23 protein-coding genes are annotated in these 20917 nt (G+C 70.2%); 6 read left to right on the forward strand and 17 right to left on the reverse strand.

What is annotated here, in order from left to right; all coding sequences use genetic code 11:
- Positions 1 to 145: 145 nt before the first annotated feature.
- Complete coding sequence (gene rlmN / locus CRP50_RS12695) at positions 146 to 1384, reverse strand: 23S rRNA (adenine(2503)-C(2))-methyltransferase RlmN (protein ID WP_097279779.1); 1239 nt, start codon at positions 1382 to 1384, stop codon at positions 146 to 148.
- Positions 1385 to 1557: 173 nt separating this feature from the next.
- Here rlmN and CRP50_RS12700 point away from each other — a divergent pair, with 173 nt between their 5' ends.
- Both CRP50_RS12700 and CRP50_RS12705 read left to right on the forward strand, forming a co-directional pair.
- Positions 1558 to 2049, forward strand: coding sequence for a hypothetical protein (locus tag CRP50_RS12700; RefSeq protein ID WP_097279544.1), 492 nt, complete (start codon positions 1558 to 1560; stop codon positions 2047 to 2049).
- Between the two features lie 157 nt (positions 2050 to 2206).
- Positions 2207 to 2698, forward strand: a complete 492-nt coding sequence (locus CRP50_RS12705) for a hypothetical protein (RefSeq protein WP_141415128.1) — start codon at positions 2207 to 2209, stop codon at positions 2696 to 2698.
- Between the two features lie 28 nt (positions 2699 to 2726).
- On the opposite strand, the gene CRP50_RS12710 is transcribed toward CRP50_RS12705, so the two are convergent.
- Positions 2727 to 3428 carry a lysozyme inhibitor LprI family protein gene (locus CRP50_RS12710; RefSeq protein WP_097279546.1) on the reverse strand — a complete coding sequence of 234 codons (702 nt, stop codon included), beginning with the start codon at positions 3426 to 3428 and terminating at the stop codon, positions 2727 to 2729.
- Positions 3429 to 3580: 152 nt separating this feature from the next.
- On the opposite strand from CRP50_RS12710, the gene CRP50_RS12715 reads away from it, so the two are divergent.
- Positions 3581 to 4444, forward strand: coding sequence for a pirin family protein (locus CRP50_RS12715; protein WP_097279547.1), 864 nt, complete (start codon positions 3581 to 3583; stop codon positions 4442 to 4444).
- 21 nt (positions 4445 to 4465) lie between these two features.
- On the opposite strand, the gene CRP50_RS12720 is transcribed toward CRP50_RS12715, so the two are convergent.
- The 5 genes from CRP50_RS12720 to CRP50_RS12740 form a co-directional block, all read right to left on the reverse strand.
- Entirely contained in the window at positions 4466 to 4801 is a 336-nt protein-coding gene (locus CRP50_RS12720; RefSeq protein WP_097279548.1) for a hypothetical protein, read from the reverse strand.
- 105 nt (positions 4802 to 4906) lie between these two features.
- The gene (locus CRP50_RS12725; protein ID WP_097279549.1) at positions 4907 to 5167 is read right to left on the reverse strand and encodes a DUF2188 domain-containing protein; all 261 of its coding nucleotides are present in this window, start codon (positions 5165 to 5167) and stop codon (positions 4907 to 4909) included.
- Between the two features lie 243 nt (positions 5168 to 5410).
- Positions 5411 to 5980 (reverse strand): hypothetical protein, encoded by a 570-nt coding sequence (locus CRP50_RS12730; protein WP_097279550.1) that lies wholly within the window; start codon positions 5978 to 5980, stop codon positions 5411 to 5413.
- Between the two features lie 122 nt (positions 5981 to 6102).
- The gene (locus CRP50_RS12735; RefSeq protein WP_097279551.1) at positions 6103 to 6342 is read right to left on the reverse strand and encodes a hypothetical protein; all 240 of its coding nucleotides are present in this window, start codon (positions 6340 to 6342) and stop codon (positions 6103 to 6105) included.
- Between the two features lie 157 nt (positions 6343 to 6499).
- Positions 6500 to 7801, reverse strand: a complete 1302-nt coding sequence (locus CRP50_RS12740; RefSeq protein WP_097279552.1) for a class I SAM-dependent RNA methyltransferase — start codon at positions 7799 to 7801, stop codon at positions 6500 to 6502.
- A gap of 203 nt (positions 7802 to 8004) precedes the next feature.
- On the opposite strand from CRP50_RS12740, the gene CRP50_RS12745 reads away from it, so the two are divergent.
- On the forward strand, positions 8005 to 9855 hold the full coding sequence (locus CRP50_RS12745; protein WP_245913464.1) for a bifunctional diguanylate cyclase/phosphodiesterase: 1851 nt from the start codon (positions 8005 to 8007) through the stop codon (positions 9853 to 9855).
- A 63-nt stretch (positions 9856 to 9918) separates the two neighbouring features.
- Here CRP50_RS12745 and CRP50_RS12750 read toward each other — a convergent pair whose 3' ends face one another.
- Genes CRP50_RS12750 through CRP50_RS12780 form a run of 7 tightly spaced genes read right to left on the reverse strand, consistent with a single transcriptional unit; the run spans position 9919 to position 16179 of the window.
- Positions 9919 to 10263 carry a HesB/IscA family protein gene (locus tag CRP50_RS12750; protein ID WP_097279553.1) on the reverse strand — a complete coding sequence of 115 codons (345 nt, stop codon included), beginning with the start codon at positions 10261 to 10263 and terminating at the stop codon, positions 9919 to 9921.
- A gap of 58 nt (positions 10264 to 10321) precedes the next feature.
- The gene (locus CRP50_RS12755) at positions 10322 to 10714 is read right to left on the reverse strand and encodes an SUF system Fe-S cluster assembly protein (RefSeq protein WP_245913482.1); all 393 of its coding nucleotides are present in this window, start codon (positions 10712 to 10714) and stop codon (positions 10322 to 10324) included.
- A 37-nt stretch (positions 10715 to 10751) separates the two neighbouring features.
- Positions 10752 to 12059: a cysteine desulfurase gene (locus CRP50_RS12760; RefSeq protein ID WP_097279555.1), complete on the reverse strand. Its 1308-nt coding sequence runs from the start codon at positions 12057 to 12059 to the stop codon at positions 10752 to 10754.
- Positions 12060 to 12073: 14 nt separating this feature from the next.
- Positions 12074 to 13453 (reverse strand): Fe-S cluster assembly protein SufD, encoded by a 1380-nt coding sequence (gene sufD, locus CRP50_RS12765; protein WP_097279556.1) that lies wholly within the window; start codon positions 13451 to 13453, stop codon positions 12074 to 12076.
- Between the two features lie 16 nt (positions 13454 to 13469).
- The gene (gene sufC, locus CRP50_RS12770) at positions 13470 to 14225 is read right to left on the reverse strand and encodes a Fe-S cluster assembly ATPase SufC (protein WP_097279557.1); all 756 of its coding nucleotides are present in this window, start codon (positions 14223 to 14225) and stop codon (positions 13470 to 13472) included.
- A 26-nt stretch (positions 14226 to 14251) separates the two neighbouring features.
- Positions 14252 to 15715, reverse strand: coding sequence for a Fe-S cluster assembly protein SufB (gene sufB / locus CRP50_RS12775; RefSeq protein ID WP_097279558.1), 1464 nt, complete (start codon positions 15713 to 15715; stop codon positions 14252 to 14254).
- A 35-nt stretch (positions 15716 to 15750) separates the two neighbouring features.
- A complete protein-coding gene (locus tag CRP50_RS12780; RefSeq protein WP_097279559.1) occupies positions 15751 to 16179 on the reverse strand; it encodes an SUF system Fe-S cluster assembly regulator in 429 nt (142 codons plus the stop codon).
- 223 nt (positions 16180 to 16402) lie between these two features.
- Here CRP50_RS12780 and CRP50_RS12785 point away from each other — a divergent pair, with 223 nt between their 5' ends.
- Positions 16403 to 16846, forward strand: coding sequence for a SufE family protein (locus CRP50_RS12785; protein ID WP_097279560.1), 444 nt, complete (start codon positions 16403 to 16405; stop codon positions 16844 to 16846).
- A gap of 266 nt (positions 16847 to 17112) precedes the next feature.
- Here the strand turns inward: CRP50_RS12785 and CRP50_RS12790 are convergent, their stop codons facing one another.
- From CRP50_RS12790 to CRP50_RS12800, 3 genes are read right to left on the reverse strand one after another with little or no spacing between them, the layout of a single operon-like run.
- Positions 17113 to 17874 carry a glycosyltransferase family 2 protein gene (locus CRP50_RS12790; RefSeq protein ID WP_097279781.1) on the reverse strand — a complete coding sequence of 254 codons (762 nt, stop codon included), beginning with the start codon at positions 17872 to 17874 and terminating at the stop codon, positions 17113 to 17115.
- Positions 17871 to 18839: a glycosyltransferase family 9 protein gene (locus CRP50_RS12795; RefSeq protein WP_097279561.1), complete on the reverse strand. Its 969-nt coding sequence runs from the start codon at positions 18837 to 18839 to the stop codon at positions 17871 to 17873. Before CRP50_RS12795 ends, CRP50_RS12790 begins: the two co-directional genes overlap by 4 nt.
- Positions 18836 to 19879, reverse strand: a complete 1044-nt coding sequence (locus CRP50_RS12800; RefSeq protein WP_101613998.1) for a glycosyltransferase — start codon at positions 19877 to 19879, stop codon at positions 18836 to 18838. The genes CRP50_RS12795 and CRP50_RS12800 overlap by 4 nt, the downstream gene beginning before the upstream one ends.
- Positions 19880 to 19996: 117 nt before the next feature.
- Between CRP50_RS12800 and CRP50_RS12805 the strand changes: the two genes are divergently transcribed.
- Positions 19997 to 20917 carry a YgfZ/GcvT domain-containing protein gene (locus tag CRP50_RS12805; protein ID WP_097279563.1) on the forward strand — a complete coding sequence of 307 codons (921 nt, stop codon included), beginning with the start codon at positions 19997 to 19999 and terminating at the stop codon, positions 20915 to 20917.

Genomic DNA, 20917 nt, shown 5'->3' on the forward strand with positions numbered 1-20917 from the left:
TGGACATCCTGCTGCAAAAGCTGAGCCCCGGGCGCATACCAGAAGGCAGAGGCGGGTCCGGGGCTTACGAAGCAAGTATGGGCGGAACCGAGGCGCCTGGTCAAGCAACCGGGCGGCTGCGCCGGCGGCCGCTCCACCCCCGGCCTCAGCCGTGGGGATCGTCGGCGATGCCGGCTTCCAGGCGCGCCTTCAGCAGCGACTTGCGCTCGCGCTCGCTGGCCGACTTCAGCTGGCCGCAGGCGGCCAGGATGTCGCGGCCGCGCGGCATGCGGATGGGCGCCGTGTAGCCCTCGTCCGCCAGCATGTCGGAGAACCGGCGGATGCGGTTCCACGAGCTGACCTCGAAGGCGGAGCCGGGCCAAGCGTTGAAGGGGATCAGGTTGAACTTGCAGGGGATGCCCTTCACCAGCCGCGCCAGCTCGCGCACGTCGGCGTCGCTGTCGTTGACGTCCTTCAGCATGACGTATTCGAAGGTGATGCGCCGCGCGTTGGAGACGCCCGGATACTCGCGGCAGGCCTTCATCAGCTCCGCCAGCGGGTACTTCTTGTTGATGGGCATGATGCGGCTGCGGACCTCGTCGGTCGCGGCGTGCAGCGACACGGCGAGGTTCACGTTGATGTCGGCGCCGAGGCGGTACATCTCCGGCACCACGCCCGAGGTCGACAGGGTGATGCGCCGGCGCGACAGGGCGATGCCGTCGCCGTCCACCAGGATCTTCAGCGCCTTCACCACGTTGTCGTAATTGTAGAGCGGCTCGCCCATGCCCATCATGACGATGTTCGAAAGCTTGCGGCTCTCGTCGGTCGGGCTCGGCCACTCGCCGTAGGAGTCGCGCGCCAGCATGAACTGGCCGACGATCTCCGCCGCCGACAGGTTGCGCACCAGCAGCTGGGTGCCGGTGTGGCAGAACTTGCAGGTCAGGGTGCAGCCCACCTGGCTCGAGATGCACACCGAGCCGCGCGTCTCTTCTACGTCGGGGATGTAGACGGTCTCCGCCTCCTTGCCGTCGGCGAAGCGCATGAGCCACTTGCGGGTGCCGTCCTCGCTGGTCTGCTCCACCTGCCTGGTCGGGCGGCGGATGACGAAGTGCTCGTCGAGCTTCGTCCGCAGGTCCTTGGACAGGTTCGACATGGCCGCGAAATCGGTGACGCCGCGGTTGTAGATCCACTGCCAGACCTGCTTGACGCGGAACGGCTTCTCGCCCAGTTCGGCCAGCGCGACGCCCAGTTCCTCGCGGCTCAGGCCGACGAGGTCGCGCTTGCCGTGGTCGGCGGCGATGGCGGCGCGCGTGGCGGCGTCGCTGGCCTGCAGCGGCAGCTTCTCGATGCCGTCGTCGGTGACGGCGTTGGTCTGGTCGGCGGCGGTGAGGGCGGCGTCGGTCATGGCACGGGTCTCCAGCATGGCCGCGTATATAAGGCGTCCCGCCCCCGGCGCAAAGCGCAACATGCCCCTGCGGCGCGTGCGGATGCAGGGCCATCCTGCCACTTCAGCGCCTGCCGACCGTTGAGCAGACGGGTATACTGCCCGTCCACTCACCAGGAGGAAGGAGCCGCCCCATGCGCTTCACGGCACCCGCAGCCGCCCTCGCCACCGTCGCCCTGCTCGCCGCCTGCGCGCCCGACACCGCCAGCACCGACGCCGTCGGCACGGCGACACCCGGCGCATCCGCCCCCACGACGACCGCGCCGCAGGCCGCCGCAGGCCCCAGCTTCCCGGAGGCGCTGATCGAGGCCTACGGCGCCATGGCGCAGTTCGAGGACCGCGCCGGTTCGCCCCAGGACGCCGTGTTCTTCCGCAACAAGCAGACGCTGGTCGCGACCTCCGCCCTGCCCGAGCCGGAGCCGGCGCCCACCGACACCCTGGCCGCCGCCCGTGGCGACCTGATGGCCGCCCTCGGCTACCGCGAGGCCATGCCGGTGCGCGTGGCGACCGCCCAGGCCGCCTACGACTGCTGGGCCAACGACGCGCGCTCGGCCGCCCAGCCGGTGCCCATCGATTGCCCGCGCCTGTTCCGTGATACCATTCAGGAAATCGCCGCCGCCCGTTGAGGGCGGACGGCTGGGCCAGGAAATCGCCGCCGCCCGCTGAGGGCGGCAGCGCGCCCCCGTTTCACCGAAACCACGGCGGCGGCATGCCTGCCATGATTTGTGCACGATCGCAGGCCATGCTGCCGCCGTACCGACCACCCAGAGGAAACGCACCACCGTGACGACGATGCCGCGCCGCCTTCTCCCCGTCGCGCTCCTGCTGACGCTCGCCGCTTGCGCCGGCGAAGACAAGGCGCCCGAACCCACCGCCGCCGCCGCTGTGACCCCCGCCGCCGTCGCCACCGGCACCCTGCCCGGCGTCACCGCCGCGGCGCTGCCGGAAGCGCTCGCCCAGGCCTATACGGTGCTCGCCGAATCGGCGCAGGGCCAGCCGGCCGAGGTGTTCCAGGCCAAGGCCGCCGCCGCCGGCACCGGCGCCCTGCCCGAGCCCGAGGCACCGATGACGCCCGACCTGCACCGCGCCGAGGCGGCCCTGCGCATCGCGCTCGCCAACAACGCCGGCGCCCTGCTGCCGCGCGAGGCCGCCACCGCCCAGGCCGCCTACGACTGCTGGGCCGTCGCCGAGCGCACCGGCGCGCCGCCGAGCGCCGCCGTGGACTGCCGCGCCCTGTTCGGCAGCAGCATCCGCGAGCTGTGGGCCCGCAGCTGAGGCGGCGGGGTCCGTCCCCGCTCCCGCCTCAGTTCCGCTGCGTCACGAACTCGCTGCCGTTCCAGTAGACCAGGATGCCGTCGCAGGCGGTGTCCTGGACCACCAGCGCCGGACACTCGGGGTCCTCCGGGTTGACCGCGAGGCTCAGGCTGACGTCGGGCTCGCACACGGCGTCCTGCCGCGTCGGGTCGATGGGCCAGGTGAGGAAGCCGGTGCCGACCATGAGCTGCACCTCCACCGGCACCGCCCCTTCCCGGGCGGCGAGCCCGAGGCGCGCCTCGGTGAGCTGACCGTCGCAGGCGAAGGCGCCCACCTGGCGGCCGCCGTCGTCGGCGATGAAGCGCGGCGGGTCGCTGCCCTCCAGCGGGGCGCCGAGCAGACGGGCGCGGTCGCGCGTCAGCTGCGTGCGGCAGGCGATGTCGACCAGCGGCGCCATGGTGCCGCCGCGCATCTCGTCGGCCTCGTAGGCGCAGGTGGCGTCGCGCATGGCGATCCAGGCGCGCTGGGCGTCGCGCAGCAGCGCCTTGCCCTGGTCGTCCCGCTCGTCGCGCAGGATCGCGTAGATCTGGTTGAGCCAGCGGTCGGCGACGTCCAGCTCCCACGACGCGCATTCCACCATCTCGACGGTGGTCGCCATGGTGTCGCACGACGGCGGCGGCACCTCCTGCGCGGCCGGTGCCTGCGTCGCCACGCCGGCGGCCAGCAGCCCGGCCGCGATGCTGTTCTTCATGATCGGCTTTCCCCTCCGCGATCCCCTCGCCTTCCTTTTCCGCCCGGCCCGGGCGGCGGTCAAGCCGCAACAGATCGTTTCCGCACCGGCCCCTTTTCGCCGGTGGCGCGCGGCGCCATCTTGCGGCGACAGAAGAGAACAGGAGCCCCGCCATGACCGTCGCCGCCCTCCCCCGCTCCCGCACCGTCGCCCGAGTCGTGCCCGGCATGCCGGCGGAGGACGGCGCCGGCGTGAAGCTCACCCGCCTGGTCGGCCAGCCGCGCCTGCCGGACCTCGACCCGCTGCTCATGCTCGACCGCATCCACAGCGACGATCCGCGCGCCTATATCGCCGGCTTTCCGCCGCACCCGCACCGCGGCTTCGAGACCGTGACCTATCTGGTGCAGGGGCGCATGCGCCACCGCGACAACCACGGGCACGAGGGCCTCATCACCGACGGCGGCGTGCAGTGGATGACCGCCGGGCGCGGCATCGAGCATTCCGAGATGCCCGAGCAGACCGACGGCCTGCTGTTCGGCTTCCAGCTTTGGCTCAACCTGCCGGCGGCGGAGAAGATGCGCGAGCCCTGGTACCGCGACATCCCGGCCGCCGACCTCGCCCGCCTGTCGCCGGCGGACGGCGTCGAGGTCGTGGTGATCGCCGGTGCGTGGGACGACGCCCGCGGCCCGGCGCCCGAACGCCCGACGCAGCCCTTCATCGTCGACGTGGCGCTGGCGCCCGGTGCCGTGGCGGACATTCCGGTGCCCGACGGTCACGCGGCTTTCGTCCACCCCTTCCAGGGCAGCGTCACCCTCGGCCCGGCCGAGGCCGGCGAGCGGGTGCACGACGGCTGGCTGGCGGTGCTGGACGACGGCGGCGGCCTGCGCGCCGCCGCCGATGCCGAGGCGGGCGCCCGCCTGCTGGTGGTCGCCGGGCGGCCGCTGCGCGAGCCCATCGCCAAGTACGGCCCCTTCGTCATGAACACCCGCGACGAACTGATCCAGGCCGTCGACGACTACCGCGCCGGACGCTTCTGAGGCGCCCGGCGCGGCGGCCGGTCACGGCACTTCGGTGACGTCGCTGTCGGTGACGTCCACCGTCACGGTGTCGGTGCGGTCGCGGCCGCAGACGCGGGCGACCTGGTTGCGCACGGTCTGGCTCATGGCGGTGTCCATGTGCCCGTCCACCACCCCGAGCACGAGGCCGGTCGCCGCCACGAACACGAGGTTCATGGTGCCCTGGGCGCCGATGTGCAGGTGGCGCAGGCCCTGCTGCGGACCCTCGCGCCCTTCGGCCGTGCGGTTGAAGACGGCGGTCAGCGCCTGCGCCAAGTCGGCGTCGCGGCCGAGGATCTCGCGCCGCGCCGCGCGGACGATGGTGCCCCGAGGAGGCATCGCATTCTCCCTTCCCTGTCATCGCCGCCGGGCCCGGTGCCCGGCGGTGTGACGATGATGGGAGAGCCGCCCGCGGACGGCGCCTGCCGTGCGACAGGGGCGCGGTCACGACGCGACGTTCAGCATCTCGCACATCATGCGGCCGTCGCGCAGTTCGAGGAACAGGCGGTAGGCGCCGGCCGCCCGGCCGAGGCCACGGGCGAAGTCGGCGGCGGTGCGGCGGTCGGCGAAGCGGTGGATGCGCTGGTCGCCCTCGCGGCGGACCACCCAGCGGCGGGCCTCGTCGCCGTCGGCGGTGGCGGCGTCGCTGACGACGTGGAAGACGGGCGTGCGGCGCCCGGAGTGGACATGCGGAACGGCGACCATGGCCGGACCCCTTCGATGATCTGAAATCCCGAGGAGCCCAGGGTGCCGGTCGGCGCCGCCCGCTTCTCCCTGCAAACGGAGGGGGCGGCGCCGTGTCCGACGGCTTAAGCGCGATCCGATCGACCGCGATCGGACCGCCGCGGTCAGGGGCGCGACCGCGCCCCCGCGCCGGTCAGGCGCGGGAGCCTGCGTGGCACCTGAACGCAGCTCTGGCGCGGTCGCGACAGAGCGCAGACGATCAGACTACCCCTTGCGGACCTCGTTGCCCTCGACTTCGACGTCGACGGTGGTCTGGCGGGCGCGACCGGCGACCTTCTCTGCCTCGGACGCCACGGTGGGCGCCATATTGCGGTCCATGTGGCCGTTGACGATGCCGAGCACCACCTTGCCCTTGAACAGCAGGTTCAGCTTGGCGTTGCCGCCGACGTGGATGTGCTTGATGCCCGTCGTGCCGGGCGCGGAGCGGCCGTTGGCCGTCTCCTTGAAGACCATGCGCACGGCCTGCGCCATCTTGGCGTCGCGGCCCCGGATCTCTTCCATCGCGTCCTTGGCGGCCTTGCCGGTGTCGACTTCCGCCTCGTCCTCTTCGTCGGGGCGCTTGATCTTCAGCACCACGTCGATGTGCTTGGCGACCTGATCGACATTGGATTCCGTCGTCCGGCTCTCGCCGGGGAAGGCCGCCTCGATGGCGCGGGTGATCTTGGACTTCGCCTCCTCGGGCGACACCGCGATGCCGTTCTTGAGCTTGCGGCCGAGATCCTTGGCCGCGTCCTGCTCCAGCACCTTGCGCAACTGCGTTCCGTTCAGCGACATGATCGCTTCCCCCCATGTTCCCCAGTTGATCGGTCGCGCAGGCATTGCGCGCCCCACGACCATCCTACCAGAGACATGAGAGAAGAAAACGACCTTCGCGCGAGAGACGCCAGCACGTCGCGTCAGTGCGCGACGTTCAACATCTCGCACAGCAGTCGACCGTCGGCCAACTCCAGGAACAGGCGGTAGCCGCCGGCGGCCTCGCCGGTCTCGCGGGCGAAGCGGGCGGCGGCCTTGCGGTCGGTGAACCGCCGGGCGTGGGGCTCGCCCTCGCGGCGGACGACCCAACGCCCGGTTTCATCCCGCTGCACATAGAGCACGGGCGTGAGCGGAGCAGACGGCGGCGACGACTCGATGTGCATGGCACCAACCTCCGAACAGGTTGATCGAACACGTCGATTATCACCCGTGCGGATCGGCCGCCTCCACATCTTTCGGCCGGTCCGGAGCATGGTTTCCCGCCCCCTGTGGCGACGGCGACACGCCCCGGAGTGACGGCCGTCACGCCTCGCGGAAGCCTCAGCGCCGGAACACCGCCACCACCTCCACATGGGCCGACCACGGGAACTGGTCGACCGGCACGACGCTCTCCATGCGATAGCCGCCGTCCACCAGCAGGCGGGCGTCGCGGGCGAAGGTGGCCGGCGCGCAGGAGACGGCGACCACCACCCCCGGCCCGTCCTCGGCCAGCGCGGCGGCCTGGGCGGCGGCGCCGGCGCGCGGCGGATCGAACACCACGGCGGCGAAGCGCTTCAGCTCCTTGCCCACCAGCGGCTTGTCGAACAGGTCGCGCGCCTCCGCCGTCAGTCCAGCCCGCGCGAGCCCCGCCACCGCGCCCACCGCCGGCCGCGCGCCTTCCACCACGTGCACGGCGCGGCCGCTCGCGTGCAGCGGCAGGGCGAAGGTGCCGATGCCGCCGAACAGGTCGGCGACCGGCCCGGCAGGTGCCGTCGCCACCGCCTCCAGCACACGGCTCACCAGCGCCGCCTCGCCGGCCCGGCTCGGCTGCAGGAAGCCGCCCGCCGGCAGCGGCACCAGGGCATCCCCCAGGCGCACCTGCGGCAGGCGGCGCTCGGCGGCGACCTCCGGCGAGGCCCCGGCGACGCGCAGGGACAGGCGGGCGAGGTCGTGGTCGGCGGCGAAGGCGGCCAGCCGCTCCCGTCCCGCCAGATCGGGGTCGGCGGCGAGGTCGATCACCACGTCGGCGCCGCTGTCGGTCAGCGTCACCGTCACGTCGCCGCCCTTGCCGGGCGTCGGCAGGCTCACGAGCAGGCTGCGCAGCGGCTCCACCAGCGCCCACAGAGCGGGCTCCGGCAGCAGACAGGTGTCGATGGCGACGACGCGGTGGCTGGCGCGGGCATTGAAGCCGAGCGTCAGGCCGCGGCCCGAGCCGGCGAGCGCGAAGGTGGCCCGGCGGCGGCTGCCGGGGGCGATGCTCACCGTCTCCGCCACCGGCACGTCGGTGAGGCCGCGGCGGCCGAGGGCCTGCGCCACCAGGTCGCGCTTCCACGCCGCCAGCGCCGCCGGCGCCATGTGCTGCAACTGGCAGCCGCCGCAGGTGCCGAAGTGGGGGCACGGCGCCTCCACCCGCTCCGCCGCCGGGGTCAGCACGGCGTCCAGCACCGCCACCCGGCCGTCGCCGCGCGCCTCGCCGGGACGCACCCGCACCCGCTCGCCGGCCAGGGTGAGCGGCACGTAGAGCGGACGATCGTCCAGGTTCGCCAGCCCGTCGCCCCGAGCCCCCACCTCCGTCACCGTCACCTCCACCGGGGCCGCCGGACGCGACGGCTTCGCAGATGCCCGGCGCGGGCGCTTTCGCATGCTCACAGTGAAAAACCCCTGTTGGCAGTCATGGCGTGGATCGCCGAAGTTGAACGGAAGCGGAGCAGCAAACGCAAATCCACTTTCACCCACGTGAAATTTTTATGTCTCGGCCGCACATCCGTTGACGGTGCTACCTCTGGTGATGGATGTAGATCGTGGTCGACCGTGTGTCGACTGTTCTTCGGGAACCGGAGGCTCGCTTGATCATCGGCTCAGTCCAGGTGCGCGAGGCCACCCAGCCGCAGCGCGACAGCCACTATCGGCCGACCTTCTCCAAGGATTCGCCGGTGGTGCTGCCGCCGCGCTGGCTGTCCATCGCCCAACTGCTCGACATGGCGCTGCAGCCGGTGGTCAACATCCACACCGGCCGCTGCCTGGGGTACGAGGCGTTGGTGCGCGGCACCGACGCGGCCGGCTTCGACGACATCGCCGCCTTCCTCGACGCCTGCGCCGCCGACGGCGTGCTGATGGAGATGGAAGTCCTGCTGGCCGACAAGGCCATGCGCAAGCTCGGCGGACTGCCCCACACCCGCGACATCAAGCTGTTCCTCAACGTCGACGGCCGCACGCTGGCGCACGTGGTGCGCTTCGACAAGGCGCTGCACGCCGTGATGCAGGCCAACGGCGTCGGCGAATCGAGCGTCATCCTGGAGATCAGCGAGCGCCACCAGATCTACGCCACGTCCGAGGGCCGCGACGCCATCGCCGCGCTGCGCCGCATGTGCGGCAAGATCGCCGTGGACGACTTCGGCGCCGGCTACTCCGGCCTGCCGCTGCTGTATTTCGCGCAGCCGGAATACATCAAGATCGACCGCTTCTTCATCGAGGACATCGGCGGCGACAGCCGCAAGAAGCTGTTCCTCAGCCACATGGTCAACGTCGCCCACCTGCTCGGCATCCTGGTCGTCGCCGAGGGCGTGGAGACGGAGAAGGAATACTACATCTGCAAGGACATCGGCATCGACCTGGTGCAGGGCTGGCTGGTGCAGCGCCCGACGCTGGAGCCCGAGCGCCTGCTGCCCGTCTACCCGCAGGTGCAGGACCTCGCCGCGCAAGACCGCCGCACCGCCGCCGGTGACCAGAAGCTCATCGCCCAGTGGATCGAGGCCATTCAGCCGCTGGTCTACGGCGTCGACATGACCGCCGTGTTCGACCGCTTCCGCCAGGACAAGACCTCCACCTTCTTCCCGGTGGTGGACGAGCATCACGAGCCGCTCGGCATCATCCGCGAGCTGGACCTCAAGGACTACACCTACTCGCTCTACGGCAAGGAGCTGATGAGCAACAAGGCCTTCGGCCGCAAGCTGCGCGACTTCGTATGGAAGTGCCCGGTGGCCGACATCAACACCAAGGCCGAGACGATCCTGGAGGTGTTCAGCGCCGCCAAGGACGAGAGCGAAGGCATCATCATCGTCGACGACAACAAGTACGTCGGCTTCCTCTCCGCCCGCTCGCTGCTGCGCGTCATCTCGGAAAAGAACCTGGCGCTGGCGCGCGACCAGAACCCGCTGACCAAGCTGCCCGGCAACAACCTCATCAACGAGTACCTGGGCCGGGCACTGGCCGAAGCCGAGGCGGCGTACACCATCGCCTACATCGACTTCGACAACTTCAAGCCGTTCAACGACAAGTACGGCTTCCGCCAGGGCGACCGCGCCATCACCCTGTTCGCCGACATCATGCGCTCCGACCTGCCCAAGCAGGACGTGTTCATCGGCCACGTCGGCGGCGACGACTTCTTCGCCGCCTTCCGCAACTTCGAATTCGCCGACGCCGAAACCCGCGTGCGCGCCGCCATCGAGCGGTTCCGGCTGGACGTCGAGAGCTTCTACGACGAGGAAGCGCGCCACCGCGGCTACATCGTGGCCAAGAACCGCGAGGGCGCGGTGCGCCAGATGCCGCTGCTGTCGGCCTCCGCCGCCATCGTGCGCATTCCCGCCGGCCACGCCCCCAGCTCCATCGACGACATCAGCACGCTCATCGCCCAGCTGAAGAAGGAGGCCAAGCAGGCCCCCGAGAAGCTGGCCTCCGCCCAGGTCGGCGCCGCCTGAAACGGCGACGGCCGGCCCCGTCGCCAGGGCCGGCCGTCGACCGCATGTCGGTGCGCCGGGGCGTCAGCCGCCGACGGAGAAGCTTTCGCCGCAGCCGCAGCGCGCCGTCTCGTTCGGATTGGTGAAGACGAACCCGGACTGCATCTTGCCTTCCTGGTAGTCCATTTCCGAGCCCAGGATGAACATGAGCGCCGAGGGATCGACGAAGATCTTCACGCCCTTGTCCTCGACCACGTCTTCGAAGGGCTTTTTCTCCTCGGCGTATTCCACCACGTAGGACATGCCGGAGCAGCCGCGCGTCTTGATGCCGACGCGCAGGCCTTCCACCGGCTTGTCCGACTTGGCGATGAGGGCTTTCACCCGCGCCGCCGCGGCTTCGGTCAAGGTCAGCACCTGGGGGGCAGCCATTCGCACGAACCTCCAAACTTCTCGAATGCGTCTCGTTCGCCCTGATATCGGGAGGACGTCAGAACATGTCCAGGGCGATCTTGGCCTCGTCGCTCATGCGGTCGGGCGTCCACGGCGGTTCCCACGTCAGCTCGACGAAGACCTTGCCGACGCCGTCCACCGCCGCGACCGCCTCGGCCACGTCGCCCGGCATCTCGCCGGCCACCGGGCAGGCCGGCGCGGTCAGCGTCATGACGATGCGCACGTCGCCGTCGGGCTTGCGGTCCAGTTCGTAGATCAGGCCGAGATCGTAGATGTTCACCGGAATCTCGGGGTCGTAGACCGTGCGCAGGGCTTCCACCAACCGCTCGTCGGTGGCCGGCTGGATGCCTTCGGGCAGCTTGGAACCGGCCTCGGCCGACAGGTCGCCGTCGGGCGGCGGCGGTTCGGGCGCGATCATCGGGGGTCGCATCACGGACATGGTCGAATACCTCTTGTCCCGTCGGGGGTCAGGCGAAGATGCGGCGGACGGTCTCCAGCGCCTTGATGAGGCGGTCGACGTCGTCGCGGGTGTTGTAGAGGCCGAGCGAAGCGCGGCCCATGGCGGGCACACCGAAGCGCTCCATCACCGGCTGGGCGCAGTGGTGGCCGGCACGGATGCACACCGCCGACTGGTCCAGGATGGTGGCGATGTCGTGCGGGTGGGCGCAGTCGAGCGTGAAGCTCATCACCGCCGCCTTGCCGGGCGTGGTGCCGAACAGGGTCAGGCCCTCGACGCTGGCCAGCTGCTGCTGGGCGTAGTTGAGCAGGTCGTGCTCGTGCCGGGCGATGCGGTCGAGGCCGAGGCCGGTGACGTAGTCGATGGCAGCCCCCAGCCCCACCGCCTGGGCGATGGGCGGCGTGCCCGCCTCGAACTTGGCCGGCAGCTCGGCCCAGGTGGTTTCCTGGAACGTCACCTTGGCGATCATGTCGCCGCCGCCCTGGTAGGGCGGCATGGCGTCGAGCAGCTCTTCCTTGCCGTAGAGGATGCCGACGCCGGTCGGGCCGTAGAGCTTGTGGCCGGAGAAGGCGTAGAAGTCGACGTCGAGCGCCTGCACGTCCACCGGGATGTGCACCGCGCCCTGGCAGCCGTCGATCACCACCTTGGCGCCGGCCGCGTGGGCCTTGCGGGTGATCTCGGCGATGGGCAGCACGGTGCCGAGCACGTTGGATACGTGCGCCACCGAAACGATCTTGGTGCGGTCGGTCAGCAGGCGGTCGAAGGCGGCCATGTCGAAGCCGCCGTCGTCGGTGATGGGCACCACCTTCAGCACCAGCCCCTTCTCGTCGCGCAGCATCTGCCACGGCACGATGTTGGAGTGATGTTCCAGCTCCGAAATGATGATCTCGTCGCCTTCCGTCAGGAACCTGCGTCCGTAGGTGGCGGCGACCAGATTGATGGCCTCCGTCGCGCCCTTGGTGATGATGACCTCGCGGGTCGAGCGGGCGTTCAGGAACACGCGCGCCTTCTCGCGGCTGTCTTCGTAGCGGGTGGTGGCCCGCTCCGACAGGGTATAGGCGCCGCGGTGGACGTTGGCGTAGTCCTCCAGATAGAGGCTGTCCATGGCGTCGATGACCGCCTGCGGCTTCTGCGCCGAGGCGCCGGAGTCGAGGTAGACCAGCGACTTGCCGCGGATCTCGCGGGCGAGGATGGGGAAGTCCTTGCGCACCGCCGCCACGTCGAAGCCGTCGGCCTCGGGCGCGATGGCCGCGGCATGCGCCGGCGCGGTCGTTCCGGAAGCGGTCCGCTGTTCAACTGCATTCGCAGACGACGTCATGGTGTCCCTCTCTGTCACGCGGCGCTGCGGGATGCGGCGGCGAGCCGGCGATCCTGCCAGACGTGGATCATGTCGGCGAAGGCCTGGCGCAGGCTCTCCGACGCGATGCGGTCGACCACGTCGTCGAGGAACCCCTCGATGAGCAGGGCGCGGGCCGTCTGCGGGTCGATGCCGCGCGAGCGCAGGTAGAACAGCGCCGTGGCGTCCATCTCGCCGGCGGTGGCGCCGTGGCTGCACTTCACGTCGTCGGCGTAGATTTCCAGTTCCGGCTTGCAGTTCACCTCGGCGCCGCGGTCGAGCAGCAGGGCCTTGTGCAACTGGTTGCCGTCGGTCTTCTGGGCCGGGCGCCGCACCAGGATCTTGCCCTGGAAGACGCCCTTGGCCGTATCGGCCAGCACGCCCTTGTAGACCTCGTTGGAGGTGCAGCACGGCACGGCGTGGTCGATGTAGCTGGTGGTGTCCATCAGCTGGTCGCCCATGGCGCCGTAGGCCCCGTTCAGGTGCGCCTCGGCATGCTCGCCGGCCATCTCCACCCGCAGGTCATGGCGGCTGAGTTTGCCGCCGATCTGCAGCACGAAGCTGTCGTAGACCGCGCCTTCCTCCACCTTGGCCGCCGTGGCGGCGATGGAATAGGCCGTCTCCGGCAGGTTCTGCAGGATGCAGTGGCGCAGGTTGGCGCGCGGCGCGACGTAGACCTCGGTGACGCTGTTGCGCAGCGTCTGCGGGCCATCGGCGTGGGTCGCGCCGATCCAGCTTTCCAGCACGGTGGCGCTGGCGCCGGCTTCCAGGACGATGAGGTTGCGCGGCTGGTGGACCGTCGGCGCGCCCTCGGCGGCGCTCACCTGCACGATGTGCACCGGGCGCTCGATCATCGCCCCTTCACGCACCCGCACGGCGAAGCCGTCGAGCAGCCCGGCCTGGTTGAGCGCCGCAAAGGGCAGCGTGCCGGCATCGGCAAGGCGGCCGAACCACGGCTCCACCAGATGCGGCTCGGTCTCCAGCAGCTTCGCCAGGCTATCGACGCGAATGGCGGCCGGCAGGGCCTCCAGGTCGGACAGTTCGGGAGCGAAACGACCGTTGACGAAGACCAGCACGTGGGCGTCCACCGTCAGGGCGTCGCCCGCCGGCAGGTCGGTGAGGCCCAGGGCGGCGGCGCCGTCGGCCACCTGGAAGGGGATCTTCAGCAGGGCGCGGAGGTTGGTGTACTTCCACTGCTCCACCTTCACGGTCGGCACGCCGTGGGCGAGGAACAGCTTGGCACCCTCCTCGCGGGCCTTGCGCACCCAGTCGATGCGGCCGCCCGGCAGGGTATCGGGCGCGCGCTCCAGCAGGGCGGCGAAGGGGGCCGGGACGGACCCGGTCGCGGCGGTGGTCAGGCTCTGCGTTTCGGCCATCGTGATGCGATCTCCGTTACGCGGCCTGCTCGGCGAACTCGGCGTAGCCTTTTTCTTCCAGCTCCAGCGCCAGTTCCTTGCCGCCGCTCTTGACGATGCGGCCGCCGGCGAAGACGTGGACGAAGTCGGGCACGATGTAGTTCAGCAGGCGCTGATAGTGGGTGATGACGAGGAACCCGCGCTCGGCCGTGCGCAGCTTGTTGACGCCGTCGGACACGACCTTCAGCGCGTCGATGTCGAGGCCCGAGTCGGTTTCGTCGAGGATGCAGAAGCGCGGCTGCAGCATGGCCATCTGCAAGGCCTCGGCGCGCTTCTTTTCGCCCCCGGAATATCCCATGTTGACCGGGCGCTTGATCATCTCGTCGGGGATGTCGAGCTCCTTCTGCTGGGCGCGCAGCAGCTTGAGGAACTGCATGGCGTCGATCTCGCCTTCGCCGTGGGCGCGCCGCTTGGCGTTCATGGCGGCCTTCAGGAAGGTCGTGGTGGCGACGCCGGGGATTTCCACCGGGTACTGGAAGGCGAGGAAGATGCCGGCCGTGGCGCGCTCGTCGGCTTCCATGTCGGCGATGTCGCGACCGTCGAACAGCACCCGGCCGCCCGTCACCTCGTAGCCCTCGCGGCCGGCGATGACGTTGGACAGCGTCGACTTGCCGGCGCCGTTGGGGCCCATGAGGGCATGCACCTCGCCCGGATTGATGGTCAGGCTGAGACCCTTGATGATCTCCTTGCCGTCGACGGTGGCGTGCAGGTCCTGGATTTCGATGAGCGGCATGATGATGGTCCCTGAATTCTGCGGCCTCAGCCGACGCTGCCTTCGAGCGAAATGTTCACCAGCTTCTGCGCTTCCACGGCGAATTCCATGGGCAGGGTCTGCAGGACCTCCTTGCAGAAGCCGTTGACGATGAGGCCGACCGCCTCTTCGGCGTTGAGGCCGCGCGACTGGCAATAGAACATCTGGTCGTCGCTGATGCGGCTGGTGGTCGCCTCGTGCTCCAGCTTGGCCGAGGGGTTCTTGCTCTCGATGTACGGCACGGTATGGGCGCCGCACTGGTCGCCGATGAGCAGGCTGTCGCACTGGGTGAAGTTGCGGGCGCCCTCCGCCCCGGCCAGGATGCGCACGAGGCCGCGGTAGGTCTGGTCGGCATGGCCGGCCGAGATGCCCTTGGAGACGATCTTCGAGCTGGTGTTCTTGCCGATGTGGATCATTTTGGTGCCGGTATCGGCCTGCTGGTAGTTATTGGTGATGGCGACGGAATAGAACTCGCCCACCGACCCCTCGCCCTGCAGGATGCAGCTCGGGTACTTCCACGTAATGGCCGAGCCGGTCTCCACCTGCGTCCACATCACCTTGGACTTCTTGCCGCGGCAGGCGGCGCGCTTGGTGACGAAGTTGTAGACGCCGCCCTTGCCGTTCTCGTCGCCCGGGTACCAGTTCTGCACCGTCGAGTACTTGATCTCGGCGTTTTCCAGCGCCACCAGCTCGACCACCGCGGCGTGCAGCTGGTTCTCGTCGCGCTGCGGCGCCGTGCAGCCTTCCAGGTAGCTGACGTAGCTGTCGTCGTCGGAGACGATGAGCGTGCGCTCGAACTGGCCGGTGTTCTTCTGGTTGATGCGGAAGTAGGTCGACAGCTCCATGGGGCAGCGCACGCCTTTGGGGATGTAGACGAAGCTGCCGTCGGTGAAGACCGCCGAGTTGAGGCAGGCAAAGTAGTTGTCCGACGGCGGCACGACGCTGCCGAGGTACTTCCTCACCAGATCCGGGTGGTTCTTTACCGCCTCGGAGATGGCGCAGAAGATGACGCCCTTCTCTTCCAGCTTCTTGCGGTAGGTGGTGGCGACGGAGACCGAATCGAACACGGCGTCCACCGCCACGTTCGGGTTCTCGACGCCGGCCAGGATCTCCTGCTCCTTGATGGGAATGCCGAGCTTGGCATAGGTCTCGAGCAGCTTGGGGTCGACCTCGTCCAGCGACTTCGGCCCGTCGGCCTTCTTGGGCGCGGCGTAGTAGTAGGCGTCCTGGTAGTCGATGGGCGGATAGTGGACCTTCTGCCACTTGGGCTCTTCCATGGTCAGCCACAGGCGATAGGCCTTCAGCCGCCATTCGAGCAGCCACTCCGGCTCCTCCTTCTTGGCGGAGATGAAGCGGATGATGTCCTCGTTCAGGCCCTTGGGCGCCGTCTCGACCTCGATGTCGGTCTCGAAGCCGTACTTGTAGCGCTCCATTTCGCGCACGGTCTGAACGGTCTTGTCTGTCGCCGCCATGGCGTCAATCCTTCCGCTTGCGTATCGCTTGCGCCTTATTGCGCGGGCACGCCGAACATCGGCTGGTCCTTGGCCATGTCGGCCAGGCTCACCGTCGACAGCGCCGTGCGCACGGCAGTATTCACCGTGGACCAATGGCCGTGCATGGGGCACAGGGCCTCGATCCCGCATTCGTCGTCGGCCTCGTCCACGCAGGAGGTGAGCGCGATCGGCCCCTCCACCGCCTGGATCATGTCGGCCACCGTGATCCCCGCCGGCTCGCGCCCGAGGGTATAGCCGCCGCCGGCACCGCGGACGGAGGTCACGAGCCCGTCGCGCGCCAGGGTCTTCAGAAGCTTCGCCACCGTCGGCAGCGGCACGCCGGTTTCCGCGGCGATCTGCTGGGCCGCGCGCACCTGTCGCTTGCGGGCCATGTCGACCAGCATCACGACGGCGTAGTCGGTCATGCGGTTGATGCGGAACATGCGGCTTGGCCTTGCTTCGGCAGTGGTTTCGGTGTCTCTACGGCCGGGCTTGAATTCCAGACCGATCTGGTCCCTTTTTAATAGGACCATGCGGGTCCCATTTCAAGGTCAAACGCGGCGACCGCCTTGAGCGGTTGCCCGTTATTCCTCATGTTGGGGCCACGCGACCGAACACACCGACGACGAGGGGCGCCCGCCGGGGCGCCGCATGTGGAGGGACATCATGGCGGGCACGCCGCAGGACACCATCGAGGAACTGGCCGACAACTTCGCGCTCTTCGACGAGTGGGAGGACAAGTACGCCTACATCGTCGACCTCGGCCGCCGCATGGACGCCCTGCCCGACGCCGAGAAATCGCCGGAAACCAAGGTGACCGGCTGCATGAGCCAGGTGTGGATCAAGCCCGAGGTGACCGACGACGCGCCGGCCCGCCTGCGCTTCCGCGGCGACTCGGACGCCCACATCGTGAAGGGGCTGATCGCGATCCTGCTGCAGATCTACAGCGACCGCACGGCCGAAGAGATTCTATCCGTCGACCCCAAGGCGATGATGACCCGCCTGGAACTGGAAAACCACATCAGCCCCAACCGCCGCAACGGCCTGGTCAGCATGGTGGAAACCATCCGCGGCTACGCCTCCCGCCTGAAGGCGAAACAGGAGGCGTGAGGGACGACGCCCTCCACGGCGGCCGTTGGTGGAGCCGTGGATGCCCGGCGCCATGACAGCTAGGTCTTTGAGATACCGTCAGAAATTGTCATGGCCGGGCTCGACCCGGCCATCCACGGCGTCCCTGACGTCAACCGCCGGGCTCCGTTCTCCACGGCGGCCGATCGTGGAGCCGTGGATGCCCGGATCAAGTCCGGGCATGACAAGGGGTTGGAATGTCGTCCGAAATTGTCCCGGCCGGTCCACCCGTGGTCCGCCAGCCGCCCCTATTCCCGCTCCAGCGTCGCCTTCAGGTGCGACAGCAGCGGGTAGAGGCCGGCGAACAGGGCGATGAGCAGCCCGTAGCCGCCCTCGCGGTAGCCCTTGCGCGACACGTAGCACTTCCAGAACCGCGACACGAGCCGCCGCACGTTGCTGGCCGTCGACCCCCAGGTCTCCCCCGCGTCGCGCAGGTCGCGCGCCTTGGCGGTGGAATAGGCGTCGAGCCGCCGCACCATGTCGGAGATGTCGCGGTCGACGTAGTGCAGCACCGGGTGCGCCAGGCGCGGCCCCTTGCGGGCGCCGTCGGCCCAGGTCAGCGCCGGGTGGACGCGCTGCGGCCCCCAGGTCTTCACGCCCTTGCGGAACAGCCCCGGATAGGCCGACTTGCCGAACGAGCCGCCCCAGCCGTGGCGCACCAGCCGGCCGCCGATGAAGTTGTCCACCGGCAGCTCGTGCCAGTCCCACGCCGACTCGGCGACGGTGCGGCGGATCTCGGCGGCCAGATCGGGCGTCACGTGCTCGTCGGCGTCGATCTCCAGCACCCACGGCCCGGCGCAGGCGGCGATGCCGGTGTTGCGGCGCGGGCCTTCCAGGTCCCACGAGCCCTCCACCAGCCGGTCGGTGAACTCGGCGGCGATGGCCTTGGTGCCGTCGGTGCACTTGTCGAGCACCACGACGATCTCGTCGGCGAAGGTCAGCTTTTCGAGGCAGGCGCGCAGGCGGGCTTCCTCGTTGTGGGCCACCACCAGGGCGGAGACGGCGGTCACGGCGCGCACTCCCGCCACAGGGCGCGCGCGGCGGCCTCCACCGCGTCGACCTCCAGGCTGTCCATGAGGGTGCCGGTGGTGCGGTGGTCGAACTCGGGCTGCTGCATGAACACCTGCCACTCGTCGTAGGAGCGCGGCGTGCGCGCCACCGCCGTGCGCGGACCCCAGGGGCCGTAGCGGCGGTCGTCGGTCGGGCCGAACAGGCCGACCGTCAGCGTACCCATGGCGGCGGCCATGTGCATGAGGGCGCTGTCGTTGCCGACGAACAGGCGGCAGCGCTCCAGCGCCGCGGCGATGGTGAGCAGGTCGGCCGCCCCCACCAGATCGAGCGTGCGCTCCGCCGGCAGGGCGGCGAGCAGCGGTGCGATGACCTCGCGCTCGCCCGGTGCGCCGAACACGGCGATGCGGGCGCCCGGCAGCGCGCCGCCCGGGCCGGTCAGGCGCTCAACCAGGGCCGGCCAGCGGTCGATGGGCCAGGTCTTGCCGGCCCAGTTGGCCGCCGGGCCGATGCCGAGCACCGGCTCGTCGCCGGGGATGAGGCTTTCCGCCAGGCGGTGGTGGCGCGGCATGGTCCATACCACCGGCGCCGGCGGTGCATCGCCGCAGCCGATGGCCTCGGCGTTGAGCGCGACGCGGTGGATGGCGCGGTCGGCAGGCACCGTGTGGATGTGGCTCGTCAGCACCAGCCAGGGCATGGCCGAGCGCCGCAGGTCCACCACCCGGTGCCAGCGCGTGCCGACCACCTGCCGCCACAGCGAGATCCAGTGCCCGGCCCGCTTGCGCTTTGGCATGGGGATCAGGCGGTCGAGGTTCACCGCCGCCGCGAACAGGGGCGCCGCCAGCGGCCCGCAGGCGACGGTGACCCGCAAGTCGGGCTCGCTGGCGATGAGGTGGTTGAGGATGCCGGTGGACAGGACGGCGTCGCCGATGCGCGTCGGCCCGATGAACAGCAGGCGCCTGGTCATCCCCGCTGCCCCCGCAGCAGGCTGTCGACCTCGGCCGCCGCCGCCGCCCAGGTGCGGCGGCGCTGCGGCGCGCGGGCGGCCTGCGACAGGCTGTCGTACATGCCGTCGTTGGTCAGCAGCTCGACGGTGACGTTCGCGAAGGCGCTGCCGTCGGGCACCAGATAGCCGGTCTGGCCGTTGTCGACGCGCTCCGCCACCGCCGGGAATCCGCGCGCCACGGCCGGACAGCCGGCGGCCTGGCTCTCGGCCAGGGTCCAGCACGCCATGTCGTCGGGGTGACCGGGGTAGAGGTGGACGCGCGCCGTGCGGTAGGCCCGCGCCATGCCGTCGTCGCCGAGCGGCTCCAGCACCGCGACGCCGTGGTCCTGCGCCGTCAGGCAGCGGACGACCAGGGGCTTCAGCTCCGCCGGTGCCGCCTCGGGGTCGATCATCGCTTTGTGCAGGCTCATGGAATAGATGTCGAGCTGGGCCTCGGGCACCTGCGGTCGGACTTCCTCCACCCACAGGTCGAGCAGCCAGTCGAGGCCGTGGCCCGGGTGCGTCGTCACCACCGCCCGCGGCGGACCGGCCGGGGCGTCGGCCTCCGTCGCCGGCCGCTCCTTGTGGTAGACGGCGGCGACGCCGGGGCGCACCACGACGCCCTCGCCCTCGGCCCGCGCCTTCTGGGCCTGGCCGATGAACACCAGGGTCGGACGCAGGGCCTCCAGGTACTCGCGGGCGGGCTTCTTCGTCAGGTACTCGGGCGCCGCCGTCACCCACAGCAGGCGACGGTCGACACGCCGCACGCTTTCCAGCAGCGACGGGCGGCGGAAGGCGATCAGGGCGTCGGCCTCCGCGGGCCGCGGCGCATCGGGGTTGTGCCAGCGCGCCGCCTCGATGGGCATGGAATACTGGCAGCGGTTGTAGACGTGCACCTCGTGCCCGCGCCCGGCCAGCGGACCGGGCAGCAGGGCGAAGGCCTTCTCGGCGCCGCCCAGCGGCTTGCGGGCGGGCGTCCAGGCATCGAACGGGACCGAGTCGTCGAACAGGCAGATCTTCATGCGCGCCCTGCGGTTGGGAGCGGTCTTTATAGGGCGGGCCACGGACCTTGCCAAGCCGCGCCCATGGCGCCACCTTGGGCGGCAGACCATTCATCCGTTCGCCACGAAGGGAAGGCCATGGCCGAAACCCGTTACACGATCCTGGAACACCGCGGCCTCGTGTCGGTCGCCGGCGAGGATCGCCGCACCTTTCTCCAGGGGCTCGTCACCAACGACCTCGGCAAGGTGGCGCCCGACCGCGCCGTGTGGGCGGCGCTGCTGACCCCCCAGGGCAAGTTCCTGCACGAGTTCTTCGTGTTCGAGAAGGACGACACCCTCTACCTGGAGGCCGAGCAGGCCCGCCTGGACGACCTCAAGACCCGCCTGTCGCGCTACCGCCTGCGCGCCAAGGTGCAGATCGCCGTGGTAGAGGGCTGGGAGGTCGCCGCCGCCTGGGGGCCGGGCGCCGCTGCCCGAGTCGGCCTGCCGGAGACCACCGCCGGCGCCGTCCTTCCCCTGCCCGGCGGCGAGGGCCTCGCCTTCGCCGACCCGCGGATGCCCGAGGCACCGCTGCGGGTGATCGTCCCGACCGAAGGGGCGGCCGGCATCCTCGGCGACCTGTTCGGCGAACCGGCCGAGCGGAGCGCGTGGGACGCCCTGCGCCTGCGCCTCGGCCTGCCCGACGGCAGCCGCGACATCGAGGTGGAGAAGGGTCTGCTGCTCGAATCGGGCTTCGAGGAACTGGGCGGCGTCGACTTCAAGAAGGGCTGCTACATCGGCCAGGAGCTGACGGCCCGCATGAAGTACCGCGCGCTGGCGAAGAAACGCCTGCTGCCGGTGACGGTGGAGGACGGCCACACCCTCGCCGCCGGCACGCTGCTCCAGACCCCCGAGGGCAAGGAAGCCGGCGAGGTGCGCTCGGCGGTCGCCGGGCTGGCGCTGGCGCTGGTGCGGCTGGAGCACCGCGAGGCCGCGCTGACCGCCGACGGTGTTCCGGTGCGGGTGGCGATGCCCGACTGGGTCCGCCTGCCGCAGCCGAAGGAGGCCGCGGGGTCCTGA

Source organism: Caenispirillum bisanense, from assembly GCF_900230255.1.
Classification (GTDB): Bacteria; Pseudomonadota; Alphaproteobacteria; order Rhodospirillales; family Rhodospirillaceae; genus Caenispirillum; species Caenispirillum bisanense_A.